Source organism: Pseudomonas sp. S2_C03 (assembly GCF_054668405.1).
Genome location: NZ_CP162766.1, coordinates 4,122,638 through 4,138,959, shown reverse-complemented (window position 1 = coordinate 4,138,959; position 16,322 = coordinate 4,122,638). Strand labels below are relative to the sequence as shown.

Genomic DNA, 16,322 nt, shown 5'->3' with positions numbered 1-16,322 from the left:
ATGGCCACATACGAAATCCTGATTGCCGATGACCACCCGCTTTTTCGTAGCGCCCTGCACCAGGCGTTGACCATGGGCCTTGGCCCGAATGTGCGCCTGGTGGAAGTGGCCAGTATTGCCGAACTGGAAACCCGCCTCGATGAAAAATCCGATTGGGATCTGGTGCTGCTGGACCTGAACATGCCGGGTGCCTACGGATTTTCCGGGTTGGTACTGCTGCGTGGCCAGTACCCGCAAATTCCGGTGGTGATGGTCTCGGCCCAGGAAGAGGCCTCGATCATGGTCAAATCCCGTGAGTTCGGCGCCAGTGGCTTCATTCCCAAGTCCAGTGACCTGAGCGTGATTCAGAAAGCCGTACGGGCGGTGCTCGATGGCGATGTATTCTGGCCGCCCCAGGCATTTGAAGCGGTCAGCGTTTCCGAAGAGGCGAAAGCCGCGAGTGAAGGCTTGGCCAGCTTGACGCCCCAGCAGTTCCGGGTGCTGACCATGGTTTGCGAAGGGTTGCTGAACAAGCAGATTGCCTACGAACTGAGCGTGTCCGAGGCGACGATCAAGGCTCACGTGACGGCGATTTTCCGTAAGCTGAATGTGCGGACCCGCACCCAGGCGGCGCTGCTTCTGCAACAACTTGAGTCAATTTCGAGCCCGTGAGGCGTGGCGTCTTCACGCTTTTTTGACTTGGGTTGAACTAGCTTCTCCACTCTTTTTTTGGTCAGTTGCCACGCTTATGTCCCCTTTTAAAGGCCAGACCGGCCTGAAACGCATCCTGAACGCCTCCGGTTACTCGCTGGACGGCCTGCGCGCCGCTTTCACCGGCGAAGCCGCTTTTCGCCAACTGGTGCTGCTCAATGTCATCCTGATCCCGCTTTCGTTCTTCCTGAACGTCAGCCGTGTCGAGCGAGCCGTGTTGATTGCAGTGTGTCTATTGGCCTTGATCGTCGAGTTGCTCAACTCGGCGGTGGAAGCGGCCATTGACCGCATCTCCCTTGAGCTGCACCCCTTGTCCAAAAATGCCAAGGACATGGGCAGTGCAGCCCAACTGGTGGCGCTGACCATGATCGCGCTGGTGTGGGGTGTGATCCTGCTCTAGGCGATGGGCGGCAAAACGATCTCGTCGCTGCGCTGAACACCTGCAGTGAAGGCGCGGCACAGGTCGAGGAATTCACGCATTGCCGAAGTCTGGTATTTCTGTTTGTGCCAGATGAAATAGAACTGCCGAGCCAGGTCCAGGTCCGGGGTCTCCACGGGCACCAGGCTGCCGCGGCGAAACGCGTCGCGCAGCGCCAGGCGTGAGATACAGCCAATTCCCAGTCCGGACTCCACTGCGCGCTTGATGGCCTCGGTATGCTCCAGCTCCAGGCGGATGTTCAGAGCGCTGCGGTGGTGGCGCATGGCCTGGTCGAAGGTCAGCCGCGTCCCGGAGCCCTGCTCGCGCAGAATCCAGGCCTCAACGCTGAGCTCTTCCATGGTCGCGGTGCCACGGATCGCCAGGGGATGCTGTGGGGCGCAGAACACCACCAGTTCATCTTCGACCCAGCTTTGCACTTCGATATCCGGGTGGTTGCAATCACCCTCGATTAGACCCAGATCAATTTCATAGTGCGCGACCTGTTGCACAATGTTGGCAGTGTTCTGCACGTGCAGCTTCACCTGGCTCTCCGGATGGCGCTGCATGAAGCTTCCGATGAGCAAGGTGGCGAGGTAGTTGCCGATGGTCAGTGTCGCGCCGACCGCGAGCGAGCCGAATCCCGACTTGCCGTTGAGCAAATCCTCGATCTCCTTTGATTGGTCGAGCAGTGCTACCGCTTGTGGCAGCAACTGTTTACCGAGTGCGTTAAGGCTCAGCCGTTTGCCGGCTCGGTCGAACAGCTGGCAGCTTGACTGACGCTCCAGCTCGGTGATTGAGGTGCTCGCCGCCGATTGCGAGAGATTGAGCAGGCCCGCAGCACGGGAAACGCTCTCCTGCTGGGCGACGGCAACGAAGACTTGAAGCTGACGGAGAGTAAATCGCATATCTATATAACCGATAACCCTTATCTTAATAATCCAGTTAACAGATATTGTCGTCGCGATTAGAATACGTTGCAATTGCGCACAGCACTTTCGCCAACGCTTCAGGCGCAGACCCATCTCCAGGAGTCCCACGTACATGAGCAACATGAACCACGAGCGTGTCCTCAGTGTTCACCACTGGAACGACACTCTGTTCAGCTTCAAGTGCACCCGCGATCCGGGCCTGCGCTTCGAGAACGGTCAGTTCGTGATGATCGGCCTGCAACAACCCAACGGCCGCCCGCTTATGCGTGCTTACTCGATCGCCAGCCCGAACTGGGAAGAGCATCTGGAGTTCTTCAGCATCAAGGTGCCTGATGGCCCGCTGACTTCCCAGTTGCAGCACCTGAAGGAAGGCGACGAGATCATCATCAGCAAGAAGCCTACCGGCACGCTGGTACTGGACGACTTGAAGCCTGGCAAACATTTGTACCTGCTCAGCACCGGTACTGGCCTGGCGCCGTTCATGAGCGTCATCCAGGACCCGGAAACCTACGAGCGTTTCGAAAAAGTGATCCTGTGCCACGGCGTCCGTTACGTCAACGAAGTCGCCTACCGCGAATTCATCACCGAGCACCTGCCACAGAACGAGTTCTTCGGCGAGGCGCTGCGTGACAAGTTGATCTACTACCCGACCGTGACCCGCGAGCCATTCGAAAACGAAGGCCGCCTGACCGACCTGATGCGCAGCGGCAAGCTGTTCCGCGACATCGGTCTGCCACCGATCAACCCGCAGGACGACCGCGCCATGCTGTGCGGCAGCCCGAGCATGCTCGACGAGACCAGCGAAGTGCTCAACAGCTTCGGTCTGACCGTTTCGCCGCGTATGCGCGAGCCGGGTGACTACCTGATCGAGCGTGCGTTCGTCGAGAAGTAACAGTCGCAGCATCCCGAAACCCGCGTTGCCTCACGGTAACGCGGGTTTTTTTATGCCCGTTCGGCCCTGTAGGAGCGAGTATGCTCCGGGCGGCGTTCCGACGATGGTGGACCAGGCACCGCAGGGTGTCAGGCAGCCAGCGTTATCGTTAACGACCATCGCGAGCATGCTCGCTCCTACAGGGCGGGAACGACTTCCAGCACTCGAATCATCTCCGGCGTCGGGTAATGCCAGCGCACATCCACGTCCCAGAATTGCGCGCCGTATTCGCGCTCGGGGGCGGGCGTCTGGTAGGCCGGCCGTGGGTCCTGCGCCAGGCATTGCTCGATCAGCTCGGTCAAAGGCTCTGCCAGCCGCTGCGCATGGCCGTGGGCCTGTTGCAGCGCGTTCTCTGTCCACTCTACGGCAATCAGTCGCGGTGCTTCGCTGGCGATGCGGTTGCTGGCACCGTCGATGATGTCCGCGTAAGGCACATACGGCTTGATGTCGAGGATCGGCGTGCCATCCAAGAGGTCGATACCCGATATCCACAGGCGGTCGGCCTCGACCTTGTCCAGCTTCACCACCGATTGGCCGATGCCATTGGGCCGATGCGTTGCGCGCGTCGCGAACACCCCCATGGACTTGTTACCGCCCAAGCGAGGAGGGCGGACTTTCAGCCGTGGCTTCTCTTCCAGGGCCTGATGGAACAGGAACAACAGCCACACATGGCTGACCTGCTCCAGCCCTTGCACCGCATCCCCCTGGTCGAAAGGTGCTGCCAGTTCCAGCACGCCACGGGCGGCCGGGGCCAGTTGTGGCTGGCGCGGGATAGCGAATTTCTCCTTGAAGCAGGAGCGCACGAAGCCGATGGGGGAAACGCTGTAGGTCATGGGGTTGTGGTTCGGGGGAAATTGAGTTGGGGATGATAACTCACATGACCTCATGATCGACGTTGGCTGGAAGGGCCTCTTCGCGGGCAAGCCCGCTCCCACAGTTTCTGTGCCCGCCAAATAACCCTGTGGGAGCGGGCTTGCCCGCGATGGGCGCCCCCGAAACTTAGAGACTGAACCCTCCATCCAACGGAATGATGTTCCCGGTCATGTAAGCCCCCGCCGTACTTGCCAGGCTGATCGCCAATGCCGCCATCTCTTCCTCTCGGCCCCAGCGCTTCATCGGAATCAGCGCCGTATCCTCGGCCAGCGCCTGCTCATCATTGCCGATGTGCTGGGTCATCTTGCTGGGGAAGCGCCCCGGTGCGATCACGTTGACGTTGATGTGCTGGCTCACCAGCTCCCGCGCCAGAATCCGCGACAACTGATGCAAGGCCGCTTTGCTCGGTCCGTAGGCGTAGGCCTCTTCACCAAAGGAAGAGATTCCGGCCACCGAGCCAATGTTGATGATCCGGGCGGGATTCTGCGTCGATCCGCCCTTGCGCAACAGCGGCAGCAATTGCTGGATGCAACTGAACACTGACGTCACGTTGAGCTGCATGACCTTCTCCCACCCCTTGACCGGGTAACTCTCCAGTGGCGCGCCCCAGGTCGTGCCGGCGTTGTTCACCAGAATGTCCAGATGGGTGATTTGCTCCTCCAGATGCGTTGCCAGTTGCTGTACGCCTTGCTCGGTGGCGAGGTTGGCGGCCACACCGTGGCACTTGCCAAAAGCGCCCAATTCGTCAGCGGTTTGCTGGCACGCCTCGGCATCCCGGGCGCAGACATACACGGTGGCGCCGGCCTCGACAAAAGCCTTGGCGATCATCTTGCCGATACCACGGGTGCCACCGGTCACGAGGGCGGTGCGGCCTTGCAGGGAAAAGTACGGGTGCATGGCGAATCCTGAGAGCTGAGGGTCAGTACACCCTAGTCGTCAGCCGCGTGCAGCGCAGGGACTATTTTTGCGCGGAATGGGGGGGCCATTCGGCCCAGCTGCAAGCTTTAAGCTTCAAGCCGCAAGAACACGCTTGCAGCTTGCAGCTTGCAGCTTGCAGCTTAAGGCTGCCTTACGCTCTCACGCGCAGCGTGAGCCCCTTGAGAAAGTTGCGCAGCAACTGGTCGCCACACGGGCGGTAGTTGGTGTGGCCGAACTTGCGAAACAGCGCGCTCAGCTCCGGCTTGGACACCGGGAACTCGGCGGCCTTGAGGATGGCGTGCATGTCATCCTCCTTGAGCTCGAACGCCACGCGCAGCTTTTTCAGGATGATGTTGTTGGTGACCGGTACTTCGATCGGCTGCGGCGGACGGCTTTCGTCCTTGCCACGCTTGAAGATCACCAGACCGTCGAGAAAGTGCGCCATGACCTCGTCCGGGCAGCGAACGAAGCCTTCTTCGTCTTCTTCCTTCTTGTCCAGGTACGCCTTCAGGTCATCAAGCGCCACGTCCATGCCGCCAAGCTTGATGATCTCGATGACTTTCTTGTCGCTGATGTCGAGCATGTAGCGCACGCTGCGCAGTACGTCGTTGTGAATCATGGTGTGCAATCCTGATATCGGCAGTGGGCAGCGCGCTTGAGGCGGTGCCGGAATGTTGGGGGCTTGAGAAGTGTTAGAACTTCTCTTTGCCCGACAGGTAACGCCATTGGCCCAGCGGCACTTTGCCGATGGACACGCCGCCGATGCGAATACGGCGGATGGCGACAGCCTTCAGGCCAACGGCCTGACAGAACAGGGCGATCACGCCCGGTTGGGGGTTCTTCAGGGCAAAGCGCAGGCGGTTTTCGTTCTGCCAACTGGCCTTGACCGACGGCAGTTCCTTGCCTTTGTAAGTCAGGCCGTGCTGCAAGCGGTTCAGGCCGTGCTCGATCATGTCGCCTTCGACATCGACCACATATTCCTGTTCGATCTTCGCGGCGTCGGCAGTGAGCTTGCGCAGGATTTTCCAGTCCTGGGTAAACACCAGCAGGCCGCTGGCATTGGGTTGCAAGTCGGCGCTGGCGGTCAGGCGCAGAAAATGCCCGCGCAAGGGTCGTTTGCCGAAGCGATGTTCTGCGCTCAGGGTCTCGGCGCCCAGGGTCGCCATGGCGGTTTCCACGTCCATGCCCGGTTCGACGTTGAGCAAGAGGGTCACTGGTTCCGGCGCCGTGGCCTTGGCCTCGGGGTCGAGCACAACGGTCTGGGTGCCGACCTTGAACTGCGGCTCATCGATGACCTCGCCGTCCACGGTGACCCAGCCGCCCTCGATGAACAGCTCAGCCTCCCGACGGGAGCAACCGACCAGTTCAATGAGGCGTTTGGAGAGGCGAATCGGGTCAGTCATGACAGGGCCGTAACAAAAAAGGGGTGGGCATTGTACCTGCCTTTTGTGGGAGCGGGCTTGCTCGCGATGGCGGTAGTGCAGTCAATTGATTCGTTGAATGACACAGCGCTATCGCGAGCAAGCCCGCTCCCACAGGGGAAACCGTGTGTCAGGCCTTGCGCGTCAGTTGCTCGGGCTGGCGCAGTCGCATGTGCAGCAGCGGGTACGGCTGCCCCATGCCATCGACCTCGGAGCGGCCAATCACCTCGAAACCCTGCTTGACGTAGAACCCCAGCGCTTGCGGGTTCTGCTCGTTGACGTCCAGCTCATCGGCGTTCAGGTGATCCAAGGCGTAGCGCAGCAACTGCTTGCCCAGGCCCTGGCCACGGTGCGCCGGGTCGATGAACAGCATTTCGATCTTGCCTGCCGCAACCCCGGCGAACCCGGTGATGCGCTGGCGTGAATCCCGGGTGCAGATCAACATCACCGCGTCGAGGTAGCGGGTCAGCACCAAATCCTTCAACAGCTCGATGTAGCTGTCGGGCAAAAAATCATGGGTGGCGCGGACAGAGTCTTCCCAGACTCGGGTCAACTCCAGGTAATCACTTTGTTTCGGCGTGTGGATGACCGAATGTTGGCGCATGGCCAGAGGCCCCTTTGGCAGTGGAGAGTGCGTGTCCTTTCTCTCCATACGATAGCCGTAAAAAAGCCCCGCATCTCGTGCAGAGAGCGGGGCTTTTCGACTTTTTTGCGCTTAGATCTGTTCGGCCCAGAGGTCGTACTCGTCGGCGTCGGTGACTTTGCACCAGACCTTGTCGCCAGGCTTGAGGTTGCTGCCGTTGTCGATGAAGACGTTACCGTCGATTTCCGGGGCATCGAAGAAGCAACGGCCGACTGCGCCTTGCTCGTCGACTTCATCGACCAGCACTTCAATTTCACGGCCGATGCGCATTGCAAGGCGCGCCGAGCTGATGGCTTGCTGGTGTGCCATGAAGCGCTCCCAACGATCCTGCTTGACCTCGTCCGGAACGATTTCCAGGTCCAGGTCGTTGGCCGGGGCACCGTCCACCGGCGAATACTGGAAGCAGCCGACGCGGTCGAGCTGGGCTTCGGTCAGCCAGTTGAGCAGGTACTGGAAGTCCTCTTCGGTTTCGCCGGGGAAGCCGACGATGAAAGTCGAGCGGATGATCAGGTCCGGGCAGATTTCACGCCAGTTCTTGATACGCGCCAGGGTCTTGTCTTCGAAGGCTGGACGCTTCATCGACTTCAGTACTTTCGGACTGGCGTGCTGGAACGGGATGTCCAGGTACGGCAGGATCTTGCCGGCGGCCATCAGCGGGATCAGCTCGTCGACGTGCGGGTATGGATAAACATAGTGCAGACGTACCCAGACACCGAGGGTGCTGAGGGCTTCGCAGAGTTCGGTCATCCGGGTTTTCACCGGCGCGCCGTTCCAGAAACCAGTGCGGTATTTCACGTCGACGCCGTAGGCGCTGGTGTCTTGCGAAATGACCAGCAGCTCCTTGACCCCGGATTTGACCAGGCGCTGGGCCTCGTCGAGCACGTCACCCACCGGACGGCTGACCAGCTTGCCGCGCATCGACGGGATGATGCAGAAGCTGCAGCTATGGTTGCAGCCTTCGGAAATCTTCAGGTACGCGTAGTGGCGTGGGGTCAACTTGATGCCTTGTGGTGGCACGAGGTCGATCAGTGGATTGTGGTCCTGTTTGGGTGGCACGACTTCGTGCACCGCGTTGACCACTTGCTCGTACTGCTGCGGACCGGTCACTGCCAGCACACTTGGGTGCACGTTGCGGATGTTGCCTTCTTCCACGCCCATGCAGCCGGTGACGATCACCTTGCCGTTTTCCTTGATGGCTTCGCCGATCACTTCCAGCGATTCGGCCTTGGCCGAGTCGATGAAGCCGCAGGTGTTGACCACCACCACATCAGCATCCTGGTAAGTGGACACGACGTCATACCCTTCCATGCGCAGCTGGGTCAGGATGCGCTCGGAGTCGACCAGTGCTTTCGGGCAACCCAGGGATACGAAGCCAACTTTTGGATTCGCTGGCGCAGGAGTGGTGGACATGTCTAACCTCGGTATAGGTGCTGCCCGGCCTTCAGGGCGGGCGACAGACGGGCGCTTGGGCGCCTCTGATCAAAAAGTGCGCAATTCTAGCGATGGTACGCGCGCTTGACCAGCTTTATGCAGGGAAAAACGACGAGTGCTGCGCTATGCTTCGCGCCTTTACGCTTTAGCGATTTTTACAGTCAAGAAAACGTCTGTAACAACACGTAAAATATCCGATGCTGCATGCAGGGCATGGCGCTTCTTCGGTTCAGTCTGGGTTTTAGGGGTGGTGGATGGGGCAGGCAAGTACTCACGCGGCAGACGCCGGGCATTCGGCCGCAAAGCCGATCGGCATGTTGGTTGCGGCAGTCGGGGTGGTTTACGGCGATATCGGTACGAGCCCGTTGTACACCCTCAAGGAAGTGTTTTCCGGAGGCTATGGCGTACCCGTCACCCATGATGGCGTGTTGGGCATCCTCGCCCTGATTTTCTGGTCGCTGATCTGGGTCGTCTCGATCAAGTACATGATGTTCGTCCTGCGTGCGGACAACCAGGGCGAGGGCGGAATCATGGCCTTGACCGCCCTGGCTCGTCGGGCGGCGGCCGGGCACCCGAAGCTGCGCACCTTGCTGGTGGTCTGCGGCTTGATCGGTGCGGCGCTTTTTTACGGGGACAGCATGATCACCCCGGCGATTTCCGTGCTGTCGGCGATTGAAGGGCTGGGGCTGGCCTTCGATGGCATCGACCACTGGGTGGTGCCGCTCTCGCTGATCGTGCTGGTGGCGTTGTTCCTGATCCAGCGCCACGGTACGGCGCGCATCGGCATCCTTTTTGGGCCAATCATGGTCACCTGGTTTGTAGTGCTGGGGGCGCTGGGCGTCTACGGGATCCTGCAATACCCGCAGGTGTTGGAGGCAATGAACCCGATATGGGGCGTGCGGTTCTTCATTGTCCATCCAGGCATGGGTGTAGCGATCCTCGGGGCGGTGGTGCTGGCGCTGACCGGTGCCGAAGCGCTGTACGCCGACATGGGCCACTTCGGCCGCAAGCCGATTGCCCGTGCCTGGTTCATCCTGGTGCTGCCGGCGCTGGTGCTCAACTACTTCGGTCAGGGCGCATTGCTGCTCGGTGATCCGGAGGCGGCGCGCAACCCGTTTTATCTGTTGGCGCCGAGCTGGGCGCTGATCCCGCTTGTCGGCCTGTCGACCCTGGCCACGGTGATTGCCTCGCAGGCGGTGATTTCAGGCGCCTTTTCCCTGACCCGGCAAGCCATTCAGCTGGGGTACATCCCGCGCATGCACATCCAGCACACTTCAAGCGCCGAACAGGGCCAGATCTACATCGGTGCGGTGAACTGGTCGCTGATGGTGGGCGTCGTCCTGCTGGTGCTCGGCTTTGAATCGTCCGGTGCCCTGGCCTCGGCCTATGGCGTGGCGGTGACCGGGACCATGTTGATGACGACTATCCTGGTATCCGCCGTGATCCTCTTGCTGTGGAAATGGCCACCGCTGCTGGCGGTCCCGTTGCTGCTCGGTTTCCTGCTGGTGGACGGCCTGTACTTCGCCGCCAACGTGCCAAAAATTGTCCAGGGCGGCGCCTTCCCGGTGATTGCCGGTATCGCCCTGTTCATATTGATGACCACCTGGAAGCGCGGCAAGCAGCTGCTGGTGGAGCGTATGGACGAAGGCGGGCTGCCTTTGCCAATCTTCATTGCCAGCATCCGTGTGCAACCTCCGCACCGCGTCCAGGGCACCGCCGTGTTCCTCACGGCTCGCCCGGACGCCGTGCCCCACGCGCTGTTGCATAACCTGCTGCACAACCAGGTGCTGCACGAGCAGGTGGTGCTGCTGACCGTGGTCTACGAGGACATCCCACGAGTGCCGCCCACCCGGCGCTTCGAGGTCGAAGCCCACGGCGAAGGCTTCTTCCGGGTGATCCTGCACTTCGGCTTCGTAGACGAACCGGACGTGCCGCAGGCGCTGAAGTTGTGCCACCTCGAAGACCTGGATTTCAGCCCGATGCGCACCACCTACTTCCTGAGCCGCGAAACCGTCATCGCCTCCAAACTGGAAGGCATGGCCCGCTGGCGCGAGGGCTTGTTCGCCTTTATGTTGAAGAACGCCAATGGCAACCTGCGCTTCTTCAACCTGCCGCTGAACCGGGTGATCGAGCTGGGGACGCAGGTGGAGATGTAGCGCTTGCTCCCCAACAAAAAGCCCCCGTTGCCTCATCGGTAACGGGGGCTTTTTGTTGGGTGACGTACATTCCCTGTAGGAGCGAGCATGCTCGCGATGGTCTTCAACGATGACACGGGCAGCCTGATACCCCGCGGTGCCCCGGCCTCCATCGCGAGCATGCTCGCTCCTACAGGGAATGGGATCGAACCGAGACTATCCCGTCAAAAACAAGCGCAACAGACATCAAAGTGCCCCAAAAGCGAGATTCGGAGTTGGCCTACAAGGTCCTGGGGCGTCATCCGATATTTTGATGTCGGAAATAAACGCACCCTTCGTTGCGCCCATGCAACCTCGGACGTCTCGCTTGCGATGCGCGATATTCAGCGCGATACTCTATGCATAATTGTGAGTGGTAATTCGCGTAAGCAAAGAGAGGCAAACATGACGGCATTACTAGAGCGCGCGGACCAGGCCATATCGGTCACTGCGATGGTCAGGGGGTTCAGCGCAAGGCTCAAGGACATCTCCAGCCGCGCCACAGAGCGCCTGGTGATTTTCAAGGACAACCAACCAGCGGCGGTCATCATCAACGTCGATGCCTATCAGGAAATGCTCGACGAACTTGAAGACCTTCGGATTGAGGCCGCAGCGAGGGAACGGCTCAGCGGTTTTGACCCAGCCAAGGCAGTCAGCCATGACGCGATGCGGGCACGGTACGCCAAGAAGGAATGAGGTTCAGCAAAACCCAAAGCCCCCGTTGCCGAATAGGTAGCGGGGGCTTTTGTCGTTCGGTGAGGCTCTCTGTAGGAGCGAGCTTGCTCGCGATGGAGGTCCCGGCACCGCGGGGTGTCAGATTGCCCGCGTTATCGTTGACGACCATCGCGAGCAAGCTCGCTCCTACAGGGGAATCGATCAGCCGTTATTTTTGCGTTTCGTCTTTTTTGCGTGCAGGCGAGGGCGTCAGCACTTTCACCACATCATCCACCAAGGCTTTGCTCATTTGCGCCAGGTAATGCGCGGCCCAGGCGTGTCGGTCGGAATCTCGGGCGTAGGCGGCGTCTTCGGTCAGGCCCTTGGCGAGGAACAGGAAATCGGAGGCCATGGACAGTGCGTCGCTCAAGGGGACGTCGCGGGTGACGTGGAACAGGGGTTGGTTGGCGCAGTAGATGAGGGGCGTCAGGCCGATGGTTTTGAGTTCTGTGGGTGAAGGCTTGCTCATGTGAATCTCCTAAGCTGAGAGAGCCGCCCCATTCGTTTCCAAGCAAATGGGTGGCAGCTATGCGCAGGTTGGAAACCGGGAGCTTAGGAAACCGGCACGTCCGAAGACGTCCCACGCACAGCCGCCATGAGAGAAGATCGCAGACGCGAAGGTCTGTCGTCATGCAGGGCACGTTGTTGCTTAAGCTAGTCGGGTTTCCAAGCCCGATCGCTGAAACGTCAGCGACGAACCGAGACTATCCCGTCAAAAACAAGCGCAACAGACATCAAAGTGCCCAAAAAGCGAGATTCGGAGTTTGCCTACAAGGTGCTGGGGCGTCATCCGATATTTCGGTTTCTGAATAAATCAAACACAACAAAAAGCCCCCGCTGCCGAGCTGGCAAGCGGGGGGTTCCTCTGTAGGAGCGAGCTTGCTCGCGATGTCGGCCCAGGCACCGCGGGGTGTCAGGTCGCCCTCGTCATCGTTGACGATCATCGCGAGCAAGCTCGCTCCTACAGGGGGTGGAGCGGATTACTCTTCGGCCACCTTGGTCTGGCGCTTCTCGATCACGTCGACGAGGCGTTGGGCCAGTTTCGGGTAGTTTTCGTCGAAGTGGTGGCCTCCAGGCAGTTTGATCGCTTCGCCCACGGCGGTTTTGTCGGTGCAGCCGCTTTCGTCGGTTTCTTCTTCGCCGTAGATGCACACCACTTTTTCAGCCGGCAGCTTGGCCATTTCCGGGCCGGTGGCGGCTTCTTTACCAGCGTTGCCGAGCCAGCCTTCGACTTCGATTTCGAAGCTGCCGGTGCGGGCGAAGGCCAGCAGGATGATTGCATCGACGCGCTGCTGCTCCGACTCCGGCAGGCGGTTGTAGATGGCGGGCAGGACGTCGGCGCCGAAGGAGTAGCCAGTCAGGATGAAGCGCTTGGTGCCCCATTTCTGCCGGTAGTGCTGCATCAGTTCGGTCAAGTCCAGGGCGCTTTGCTCCGGGCTCTTGTGCTGCCAGTAGTAGCGCAGGGTGTCGATGCCGACCACCGGATAGCCGATCTTGGCCATTTCGCCGGCCACGTCGCGGTCCAGGTCGCGCCAGCCGCCGTCGCCGGAAAGGAACAGGGTGACGGTGTCTTTCGCCTGGCCGGCCGGTACTTCGACCACTGGGATCTGCAGGCCGCCGGCTTCCTTGTCGCCGCCAACGAGGATTTTGCGCAGTTCGTTGTTCAGCACTTGCGGCAGGTTGATGTCGTAGTCGCTGATGCTGGTTTCTGCGTTCGGTTGATCGCGCACGAAGCCCGCGCTCGCGTCGTCCGGGTTGTCGTTCCACGCCACCAGCCAGTGGCCGTGGGAGGCACTTTTCGGCAGCAGGTGCGTGCAGCCGGGTTTTTCCAGCGCCAGATCAACGGAAACGGCCTGGGCCTTGTCGTCTTTCTGTTCCGACAACCAGCGCCAGGCCAGCACGGCGCCGGGGCCAATGCCGCTGACCAGGGTCGCTGGGCCCTTGAGCTCGCGCAGGCCCGTTTGCAGGGCGCGGCTTTGCAGCAGGCATTCCTTGGGCAGGATCACCTGGACGATCTGCGCCGAGCCGCTGCGGCTGAGCGTGGTCAGTTGCTTGTCGTTGAGTTTCTGTTCTTCGGTCACCGCCACCAGCACTTGTGCGCGGGGCGTGTTGCCGGGGATGACGCGGGTCAGGACGGTCCCGTCGGCCGCAGTCAGTTGTTCGAGGGTCGGTTCTGGCGCCGGGCGTTTGAGGTACCAGTATCCGCCACCGAGGATCAGGGCCAGCACGATCAGCGTGCCCAAAACGTAGCGCAAGGAGCGTTGAATCATCAGCGTTTCACCAATCCAGTCAAGCCGCCCGCAATCAGGGCGGCAGTGTCGGCCAAGGCTACCAGCGGATCGAGTCCGGCGGGTACGGCCATATAACGGGGTTCCCAGTCAGGCTGGAACTTGTCTTTGAAGCGGCGCAAGCCTTGGAAATTGTAGAGCTGCTCACCACGGCGGAAGACCATCGAGCCCAGGCGCTGGGTCAGCGGTGCACCGCGACGGGGTTGCAGCCCCGACAGGGGAACCATGCCCAGGCTGAAACGCGCGTATCCGTGACTCTTATAATGTTGGATCAGGCCGACCATCATGAACTCCATGGTCAGCTTGGGGGCGTCGGGGTGGGCACGCATCAGGTCGAGGCTGGCCAAGTCATGGCCGTAGGTCTCGAGCAGGTTGGCGAATGCCACCGGGCGCCCTTCGAAGCGAATCACCGCGACGCGGAAATATTTGAGGTAGTCATCGCTGAAACGACCGAGGGAGAACCCTTTCTCGCGCACGTTCTTGCCGGTCAGCCAGGCATCGGAAATCACCTTGAGCTCATCCATCGGCGCCTGGCCCGGTTCGAAGATTTCCAACGACAGGCCGTCGCGTGTGCCTCGGTTCCAGGTGTAGCGCAGGTCCTTCATCTCCTTGCCCTTGGCTTCGAGATCGAAGCGCTGCAGATCGACCCGGGCTTCTTCACCGAGCTTAATCGCGGTCAGGCCGATGTCCATGTAGTACGGCAGGTTCTCCGCACGCACCTGATAGAACACTGGACGAGCGTGGTGCAGGTCGCACAGGTCGCGGAACTGCCAGATCATTTCCGCCCGTTGCTGGGTCGGGCCGATCGGGTCGTACAGGGCCACCAGGCTGCGCCCGCGACGGGCATACATCAGGAACGCCTCGTCGTTGGGGTGGAACAGCAACGCCTTGTCACCGGTCAGCGCCAGTCCGCCGTCCGGTTGGGCCGAGGCCATGAGGATTTTGTGTGCACGTTCCAGTTCTTCAGACGTCGGCAGGTGGATGATCGGGCGCGCGGTGCGCAGTAGCCAGGTCAGGGAAACGATCATCAACAGCACAGCGGCGCCAAGCAGCGATCGCAGGCCACGGGGGGCGTCGGCGTCGAGGGTGAACTGCCACCACAGTTGATGGCTGTAGGGCACGTCCTGGTAGGCGAACAGCAGCAGCCAGATCGAAGCGCCGAGCACGCACAGACTTGCCACCAGAAACAGCGGTGAAAACGGCAATTCGGTCAAGCGACTGGGGCGATAGAAGGAGCGGCGAAATACACCGAGCAGTGCGGCCGTCAGGGTCATCAGGCTGGCTTCTTCCCAGTCAAAGCCCTTGAGCAGCGACAGCACCGCACCCACCAGCAACAGAATGGTGGTCAGCATCCACGCGGCGGACAGACGCCGCCGCAGGCCTTGGGCGAGCAACAGGCATAGCACCCCAACCAGGCTGGCACCGAAGTGCGAAACATCGACCAGTCTGTGCGGGATCAGAAAACCGATGTGTTCCAGGCGCGTGTCGATTTCCGGGGTCACGCCGGAGAAGAGGAGCACCACGCCAGACAGAAATACCAGCACCGCGAGGATGGGGGCCGCCAGGCCGGACGCTGCGCGCAAGGACTGGCGGGTCTGGAACAGGCGCTGACCTTCGTTGATCAACAGCAGAAGGCTCGCCACCAGCAATGGCAACACCACGTAGATCAGGCGATAGAGCAGCAGGGCGGCGGCCAGCGGCGCGGCGCCGAGTTTGTCGGCGAACGCGGCCAGCAGGATAGCCTCAAACACGCCAACGCCGCCGGGGACGTGACTGAGTACCCCGGCAGCGAGTGCCAGCAGATACACCAGCAGGAACGCACCGAAAGGCGGCGCCTCCGGCAGTAACAGATAGAGCACCGTCGCGGCGGCGGCCACGTCGAGCGCGGTAATGACCAGTTGCAGGAAGGTCAGGCGACGGCCGGGCAAGCGCAACGTACGGCGGCCGATCTTGACCAGCAGGCTGTCCCTGAAAGGTTGCTCGGCAAGGCGACGGCGATAAACTCCAATGGCCAGTACGCAGAAGAGCAGCAGAACCGCGAGGGCAACCGAACCGAGCAGAGTCTGGGACAGACCCAGGGCCGTGGAAGCACCTGACAGGTTGCTCAATGTGGCCAACGCTGCCAGCGGTGGTAACGCGCAGCCGAGAGAAAGACTGGCAAACAGCGTCATGCGCGCGACATCTGCCGCGCCCAGGCCATGACGCGCGTACAACCGATAGCGGACCGAGCCGCCGGAGAGCATCGACAGGCCGATGGCGTTGCCGATGGCGAAGGCCGTGAAGCCGCCCAGCGCAAGGATGCGTGGTGCCAGCGTCACACCGGCATATCGGCTGGCCGACCATTCGTAACCCAGCAGAATCACGAAGCCCACCGCAGTCGCCGCGAATGCACCCAGTAAAGCAGGTTTGGGGATATCGAGAATCGAATCGTGCAGAGCGTACAGATCGAGTTCGCTCAGCAGGTGGCGACAGGCAATCAGCGCGATCGCGAACAACAGCAAGGTGATCGCCAGGCCGATCGGCTGACGATACTTGCTGACCAGATCAAGCAGGCGCAAACGCTCGGCCTTGATAGGTTGTGTCGCGGTGACGGGGTCTTGTGGATCAGACGAGTTGGCGCGCATCAATCACCTCTTGGATTGTGCGCGACAGGATGGGGGTATCCAGCCAAGTAACCAATCCCTGTAGAAAAAAATAATCACAAATTTTAACGCTTCTCACCGCTGTTCGGCGATGGCGTGTCATCTGGCTTACACGTTGGACCTGCACATCAGGATAGCCTGATCCCAGCAGGGCGTTATCGGTGAGCGCATCATAGAAGAATGACAGGTCATTGTTGCGAAAGGACTTTTTCAACAGACACAAAAAAGGCCACTCTTTCGAGTGGCCTTT

General features: G+C 60.6%; 16 protein-coding genes. 5 read left to right on the top strand and 11 right to left on the bottom strand.

The window, feature by feature from the left end; all coding sequences use genetic code 11:
• Both erdR and AB4N64_RS19160 read left to right on the top strand, forming a co-directional pair.
• On the top strand, positions 1-651 hold the full coding sequence (gene erdR / locus AB4N64_RS19165) for a response regulator transcription factor ErdR (RefSeq protein ID WP_460117471.1): 651 nt from the start codon (positions 1-3) through the stop codon (positions 649-651).
• A gap of 76 nt (positions 652-727) precedes the next feature.
• Positions 728-1,090, top strand: a complete 363-nt coding sequence (locus AB4N64_RS19160) for a diacylglycerol kinase (protein WP_460117469.1) — start codon at positions 728-730, stop codon at positions 1,088-1,090.
• Here AB4N64_RS19160 and AB4N64_RS19155 read toward each other — a convergent pair.
• Complete coding sequence (locus tag AB4N64_RS19155) at positions 1,087-2,013, bottom strand: LysR family transcriptional regulator (protein ID WP_460117468.1); 927 nt, start codon at positions 2,011-2,013, stop codon at positions 1,087-1,089. The two genes, AB4N64_RS19160 and AB4N64_RS19155, sit on opposite strands and share 4 nt — an antisense overlap.
• 136 nt (positions 2,014-2,149) lie before the next feature.
• Between AB4N64_RS19155 and fpr the strand changes: the two genes are divergently transcribed.
• Positions 2,150-2,929: a ferredoxin-NADP reductase gene (gene fpr / locus AB4N64_RS19150; protein WP_003184787.1), complete on the top strand. Its 780-nt coding sequence runs from the start codon at positions 2,150-2,152 to the stop codon at positions 2,927-2,929.
• A gap of 176 nt (positions 2,930-3,105) precedes the next feature.
• Here the strand turns inward: fpr and tsaA are convergent, their stop codons facing one another.
• The 6 genes from tsaA to rimO all read right to left on the bottom strand — a co-directional run bounded on the left by tsaA (position 3,106) and on the right by rimO (position 8,233).
• Entirely contained in the window at positions 3,106-3,801 is a 696-nt protein-coding gene (tsaA, locus tag AB4N64_RS19145) for a tRNA (N6-threonylcarbamoyladenosine(37)-N6)-methyltransferase TrmO (protein ID WP_460117465.1), read from the bottom strand.
• Positions 3,802-3,967: 166 nt separating this feature from the next.
• Positions 3,968-4,738, bottom strand: a complete 771-nt coding sequence (locus AB4N64_RS19140) for an SDR family oxidoreductase (RefSeq protein WP_460117463.1) — start codon at positions 4,736-4,738, stop codon at positions 3,968-3,970.
• A 172-nt stretch (positions 4,739-4,910) separates the two neighbouring features.
• On the bottom strand, positions 4,911-5,378 hold the full coding sequence (locus AB4N64_RS19135) for a YehS family protein (protein WP_460117462.1): 468 nt from the start codon (positions 5,376-5,378) through the stop codon (positions 4,911-4,913).
• Between the two features lie 73 nt (positions 5,379-5,451).
• Positions 5,452-6,162, bottom strand: coding sequence for an rRNA pseudouridine synthase (locus tag AB4N64_RS19130; RefSeq protein ID WP_460117460.1), 711 nt, complete (start codon positions 6,160-6,162; stop codon positions 5,452-5,454).
• A 148-nt stretch (positions 6,163-6,310) separates the two neighbouring features.
• Entirely contained in the window at positions 6,311-6,784 is a 474-nt protein-coding gene (locus tag AB4N64_RS19125) for a GNAT family N-acetyltransferase (RefSeq protein WP_460117458.1), read from the bottom strand.
• A 111-nt stretch (positions 6,785-6,895) separates the two neighbouring features.
• The gene (gene rimO / locus AB4N64_RS19120) at positions 6,896-8,233 is read right to left on the bottom strand and encodes a 30S ribosomal protein S12 methylthiotransferase RimO (protein WP_460117456.1); all 1,338 of its coding nucleotides are present in this window, start codon (positions 8,231-8,233) and stop codon (positions 6,896-6,898) included.
• A 275-nt stretch (positions 8,234-8,508) separates the two neighbouring features.
• Here rimO and AB4N64_RS19115 point away from each other — a divergent pair, with 275 nt between their 5' ends.
• The gene (locus tag AB4N64_RS19115; RefSeq protein WP_460117454.1) at positions 8,509-10,410 is read left to right on the top strand and encodes a potassium transporter Kup; all 1,902 of its coding nucleotides are present in this window, start codon (positions 8,509-8,511) and stop codon (positions 10,408-10,410) included.
• A gap of 423 nt (positions 10,411-10,833) precedes the next feature.
• Positions 10,834-11,124, top strand: a complete 291-nt coding sequence (locus AB4N64_RS19110) for a type II toxin-antitoxin system Phd/YefM family antitoxin (RefSeq protein WP_460117452.1) — start codon at positions 10,834-10,836, stop codon at positions 11,122-11,124.
• 187 nt (positions 11,125-11,311) lie between these two features.
• Here AB4N64_RS19110 and AB4N64_RS19105 read toward each other — a convergent pair whose 3' ends face one another.
• The 4 genes from AB4N64_RS19105 to AB4N64_RS19090 all read right to left on the bottom strand — a co-directional run bounded on the left by AB4N64_RS19105 (position 11,312) and on the right by AB4N64_RS19090 (position 16,295).
• On the bottom strand, positions 11,312-11,611 hold the full coding sequence (locus AB4N64_RS19105; protein WP_460117450.1) for a DUF3077 domain-containing protein: 300 nt from the start codon (positions 11,609-11,611) through the stop codon (positions 11,312-11,314).
• A 511-nt stretch (positions 11,612-12,122) separates the two neighbouring features.
• Entirely contained in the window at positions 12,123-13,412 is a 1,290-nt protein-coding gene (locus AB4N64_RS19100; protein ID WP_460117448.1) for a virulence factor family protein, read from the bottom strand.
• Positions 13,412-16,054, bottom strand: coding sequence for a bifunctional lysylphosphatidylglycerol flippase/synthetase MprF (mprF, locus tag AB4N64_RS19095; RefSeq protein WP_460117446.1), 2,643 nt, complete (start codon positions 16,052-16,054; stop codon positions 13,412-13,414). The genes AB4N64_RS19100 and mprF overlap by 1 nt, the downstream gene beginning before the upstream one ends.
• Entirely contained in the window at positions 16,035-16,295 is a 261-nt protein-coding gene (locus AB4N64_RS19090) for a hypothetical protein (protein ID WP_460117444.1), read from the bottom strand. The genes mprF and AB4N64_RS19090 overlap by 20 nt, the downstream gene beginning before the upstream one ends.
• Positions 16,296-16,322 lie beyond the last annotated feature (27 nt).

What these genes read in the sequence shown, in the direction of transcription:
- erdR (WP_460117471.1), top strand. Translation starts at nt 1, where the DNA reads ATGGCCACATACGAAATCCTGATTGCCGATGACCACCCGCTTTTTCGT.
- AB4N64_RS19160 (WP_460117469.1), top strand. Translation starts at nt 728, where the DNA reads ATGTCCCCTTTTAAAGGCCAGACCGGCCTGAAACGCATCCTGAACGCC.
- AB4N64_RS19155 (WP_460117468.1), bottom strand. Translation starts at nt 2,013, where the DNA reads ATGCGATTTACTCTCCGTCAGCTTCAAGTCTTCGTTGCCGTCGCCCAG.
- fpr (WP_003184787.1), top strand. Translation starts at nt 2,150, where the DNA reads ATGAGCAACATGAACCACGAGCGTGTCCTCAGTGTTCACCACTGGAAC.
- tsaA (WP_460117465.1), bottom strand. Translation starts at nt 3,801, where the DNA reads ATGACCTACAGCGTTTCCCCCATCGGCTTCGTGCGCTCCTGCTTCAAG.
- AB4N64_RS19140 (WP_460117463.1), bottom strand. Translation starts at nt 4,738, where the DNA reads ATGCACCCGTACTTTTCCCTGCAAGGCCGCACCGCCCTCGTGACCGGT.
- AB4N64_RS19135 (WP_460117462.1), bottom strand. Translation starts at nt 5,378, where the DNA reads ATGATTCACAACGACGTACTGCGCAGCGTGCGCTACATGCTCGACATC.
- AB4N64_RS19130 (WP_460117460.1), bottom strand. Translation starts at nt 6,162, where the DNA reads ATGACTGACCCGATTCGCCTCTCCAAACGCCTCATTGAACTGGTCGGT.
- AB4N64_RS19125 (WP_460117458.1), bottom strand. Translation starts at nt 6,784, where the DNA reads ATGCGCCAACATTCGGTCATCCACACGCCGAAACAAAGTGATTACCTG.
- rimO (WP_460117456.1), bottom strand. Translation starts at nt 8,233, where the DNA reads ATGTCCACCACTCCTGCGCCAGCGAATCCAAAAGTTGGCTTCGTATCC.
- AB4N64_RS19115 (WP_460117454.1), top strand. Translation starts at nt 8,509, where the DNA reads ATGGGGCAGGCAAGTACTCACGCGGCAGACGCCGGGCATTCGGCCGCA.
- AB4N64_RS19110 (WP_460117452.1), top strand. Translation starts at nt 10,834, where the DNA reads ATGACGGCATTACTAGAGCGCGCGGACCAGGCCATATCGGTCACTGCG.
- AB4N64_RS19105 (WP_460117450.1), bottom strand. Translation starts at nt 11,611, where the DNA reads ATGAGCAAGCCTTCACCCACAGAACTCAAAACCATCGGCCTGACGCCC.
- AB4N64_RS19100 (WP_460117448.1), bottom strand. Translation starts at nt 13,412, where the DNA reads ATGATTCAACGCTCCTTGCGCTACGTTTTGGGCACGCTGATCGTGCTG.
- mprF (WP_460117446.1), bottom strand. Translation starts at nt 16,054, where the DNA reads ATGCGCGCCAACTCGTCTGATCCACAAGACCCCGTCACCGCGACACAA.